The organism is uncultured Aquimarina sp., from assembly GCF_947492115.1.
Classification (GTDB): domain Bacteria; phylum Bacteroidota; class Bacteroidia; order Flavobacteriales; family Flavobacteriaceae; genus Aquimarina.
In genome coordinates, this window is the sequence record NZ_CANLMM010000030.1 from 1 (window position 1) to 3,400 (window position 3,400).

At 29.2% G+C, this 3,400-nt stretch carries 5 protein-coding genes; all 5 read right to left on the reverse strand.

Going from position 1 to position 3,400, the window contains the following annotated elements:
* Positions 1 to 105: 105 nt before the first annotated feature.
* The 5 genes from Q1A73_RS24315 to Q1A73_RS24335 all read right to left on the reverse strand — a co-directional run bounded on the left by Q1A73_RS24315 (position 106) and on the right by Q1A73_RS24335 (position 3,314).
* Positions 106 to 606 (reverse strand): hypothetical protein, encoded by a 501-nt coding sequence (locus tag Q1A73_RS24315; protein WP_299611370.1) that lies wholly within the window; start codon positions 604 to 606, stop codon positions 106 to 108.
* A gap of 2 nt (positions 607 to 608) precedes the next feature.
* Positions 609 to 1,121, reverse strand: coding sequence for an alpha-ketoglutarate-dependent dioxygenase AlkB (locus Q1A73_RS24320; protein WP_299611373.1), 513 nt, complete (start codon positions 1,119 to 1,121; stop codon positions 609 to 611).
* 194 nt (positions 1,122 to 1,315) lie between these two features.
* Complete coding sequence (locus Q1A73_RS24325) at positions 1,316 to 1,852, reverse strand: hypothetical protein (RefSeq protein WP_299611375.1); 537 nt, start codon at positions 1,850 to 1,852, stop codon at positions 1,316 to 1,318.
* Between the two features lie 75 nt (positions 1,853 to 1,927).
* Positions 1,928 to 2,569 carry a DUF6000 family protein gene (locus Q1A73_RS24330; protein WP_299611378.1) on the reverse strand — a complete coding sequence of 214 codons (642 nt, stop codon included), beginning with the start codon at positions 2,567 to 2,569 and terminating at the stop codon, positions 1,928 to 1,930.
* 190 nt (positions 2,570 to 2,759) lie between these two features.
* A complete protein-coding gene (locus Q1A73_RS24335; RefSeq protein ID WP_299611381.1) occupies positions 2,760 to 3,314 on the reverse strand; it encodes a hypothetical protein in 555 nt (184 codons plus the stop codon).
* Positions 3,315 to 3,400: the final 86 nt, after the last annotated feature.

Below are 3,400 nucleotides of genomic sequence, written 5' to 3' on the forward strand. Positions count from 1 at the left end.
AATTATACTTGCTGCTCTTAACCAAATATAAGTTCTATTTAATTTCCAGTCTTCCATCTTGAATTGCACACAACGTTGCGTGTATGAATTGTTGTGGCGAAGCCTCTATGATTTATACACCTTGTTAGCCACAGTTTTTATTTTATTTAAAATTACTTCTTTATCTTTTTTGTTGCAAAGCGCAAATCTTAATTTAAAATCAGATTCTTGATAATAGTTCAATTCATTTAATACTTTTGGAATTCCTTTTTCAAATTCAATTATACAGGTTGTTTTATATCCAAAATCAATTATGTTTAAAGGAAGCATACCATTCCACATAGTTTGTTGAATTGTAGATTTTACTTCAATTCCACCATTTACGTCATTTATGTCAATCAGAAAATCAAAACTCGCAGGAATTTGTAATTCAAACATTCCATAACCATTATAAGTAACTATTTCATTTTTATTTTGAGTCCAATTCAAGTAATTTTTGATTTCAATTGTTTTCTTACCCGCTTTTTCAAATTGATTTATTGTTTCTATCGTCGGAAGCATGTCTTTTGTCAGCAAGCAAAGAATTGGGACGTATTTATCTTCTGCTAAAATCTTTTTGCTAGTCACAATTATTTAATTTTTCTGAATGTTAAACTCATTCGACCATTTTCAGTATCCGACTTTGGAATTGCATGTTGCCATTCGTCTTGAACTTCGTTAGTCATATAAATAAAAGAACCAGAAGGCAATTCAAAATCCTTTATTATTTCTCGGTTTTTTATATTTCTAAACCTTAGAATTCTAGTTTCTCCAATCGAAACAATTCCTACACCAGTATTTTCAAATAAAATGTCGGTTTGATCAGAATGAAACCCCATTTTAGATTTTCCATCCAAATAATAATTTATCAGACAATTATTTGGTTTAAAGTCTAAAGTTTGGTCAATTAAATCAATTATTTTGTTTAATTCAGAGGTGAATTCTTTAAAAGGATAGCTTATTTGTGAATAGTTATAAGCTTTTCCAAAACTTGCTGTTTTTCTAGCAGACATTCTTTCATCCCATTCCACGTCATTTTTTAATCTATCAAATAACTCAGCTGGACTTTCAATAAAATTCTCTATGAATGTTATTCCGTTCATTTTTATTAATTGTGGCTAACGTTTTATATATGTGTCGTAGCAGAGTAAAATGTTACCCTTTTTGTCGGTTTTTCTGCGCATTGGTTGCTAACTTTTCCTTTCTGCAAGCATTGCGCGTTACCAAAAATACCAGAAATATTCGATTGATCACTTAGCTGCTATGATCACATATATGTTGTTGGCAACAGTTTTATTTAGTGCTGAATAATATGCATTATTTCACCTGAATATTTAAATTTTGGATTTCCAGTATATTTTTTAAAAGACTTAGATACACATTCAACTCTTGCCATTAGGGTATCTCCTAATTTGTATTTAGCCTTATTAAATTTAAGTTTAAAAGATTCTAATGGGATAGACGAGGAATATTTTTTTCCAAATGAGGGATAATCAGATCTTAATATAATCTCAGGAGTAATTTTGTCAGATAAGTTAATAATAAACGCTTTTGACATAGAAGGACGGATAAAAACCAATTTGATTGTATCATTTTTAAAGATCTCGGCTGTTACTGATTCAAAAATGTAACCAGAAGTTTTGAGGAAGGTTTTTTCAGTAATTAGAGAAGAATCAATTTCAATTTTTTGTCCGAAAACATTAATTGTCAATGTGAATATTAATAATGAAACAATTTTTTTCATATTGTTGCCAACGTCTCTTGTATGGTGCGTTTGTTTCCCGAAGGGAGCAAATGAACTATACAAATTGTTATCTGTTTTTTTAATTTTCAATAATAGTTTTTAGAGTTTCGATATAACCTTTGAAATACTCAGTATCAATTGAGTTGTCAATTGGACCTATTTTATTTAGTTCCTTATCAATTTCGTCAGATTTTTCAGGAACAGTTTTTTAAGGTTTTGTAAATTTCTATAAGTATAATTATTTCTCCAATTTAACATATTATTCCAGTCCTCTATATGTTCGTCAACATGATTAGTGTCATTAATTTCGTCCAAATATTTTAGAGCAACCATTACAGAGTCTTGATCGAAATAAAGCTCAGGTTTTTTTAGATAATACTTTAGGTATCTTTTTAGGTAATTTGGAGATTTACTGGTGTTAAAGCTAGCTATGGTTTTGGCATATTCGGCTCCTGCGTAACAAACTTCGCTTTTCAACAAATGTGTTCCAATAATATCTTCTAAATGATATGCTTGCTTTATCGAAGCAAAATAACTTCCAGTTGATCTTGTACGCCAATTAAAATCTCCTAAGTTTTTGAGAATTACTTCTTCGGTCAATTCTAATTTTACCTTAATCATTGTTTCAATCCAATCATCGGATTGATTGTTAAGTTCAAAATAGAATGGAATAACCCATTTGTTTATAAACTCCTGATCTAGTTTTTCCTCGTTTTTATATGACTCCAATTCAGAAAACGGACTTTTATGCCTTACAGTAGCTCCAGCAGAGTGTAATTCAATTTGTTTTTTAGTTTTTTCGTCCATTTTGATCTTATTACAGATAACGTTTAATATATGTATCGTAGCAAGGCAAAATGTTACCTTACTTTTGGTTTTTTTTGTGCATTGATTGCTAACTTTAACATTCTGCAAGCATTGCGCCTTACCAAAAATACAATAACCATTGGATTGATTCCTTTGCTGCTATGATCACATATATAGTGTTGTGCTTTCGTTATTTTTTAAATTGTATTTCTCTGATTATTTTCATCAAGTTCTTAATACCTTCTATTTCTGCTCCATATTTAATCGTTACTTTTTTTATGATATTGTCATACTTTATTTCTATCCATTCTGCTCCTCCATCGTCACAATCTGGACAACCTATTCTATTATCTAATTTTGTGATTTTCTCAATATTAATAGAATTAATTATTTTATTATAATCATTAAATGAAATGTTATATGTTTTTATTTTTGGAGGTAATTTAGGAAGGTCTTTTCTGTAGTTTGGAGAAGACTCAATATATCTTACTCCCTTAGATGTAATAGTTAATTCAGTATCACAATATTCAATACACTCTCCAGCAAAAGTTCCATATTTAAATTTAATAGAATCAACACTTTTTTCAATCTCGTTTAACACTACAATATTATCAGCCTCTAATAAAATAATGTTTGGATTAATCTTAGGTTTAGAAATAGATTTTCTTTTTTGAGTTTCATTTGAATTACACCCAAATATTATTAATATATTAAGTACTAAAAGTATAATTCTAAGTTTTTTCATAATGAAGCACAACGTTTAATATATGTGTCGTAGCAGAGCAAAATGTTACCTTGCTTTTCGGTTTTTCTGCGCATTGGTTGCTAACT

What these genes read in the sequence shown, in the direction of transcription:
- Q1A73_RS24335 (WP_299611381.1), bottom strand. Translation starts at nt 3,314, where the DNA reads ATGAAAAAACTTAGAATTATACTTTTAGTACTTAATATATTAATAATA.
- Q1A73_RS24320 (WP_299611373.1), bottom strand. Translation starts at nt 1,121, where the DNA reads ATGAACGGAATAACATTCATAGAGAATTTTATTGAAAGTCCAGCTGAG.
- Q1A73_RS24330 (WP_299611378.1), bottom strand. Translation starts at nt 2,569, where the DNA reads ATGGACGAAAAAACTAAAAAACAAATTGAATTACACTCTGCTGGAGCT.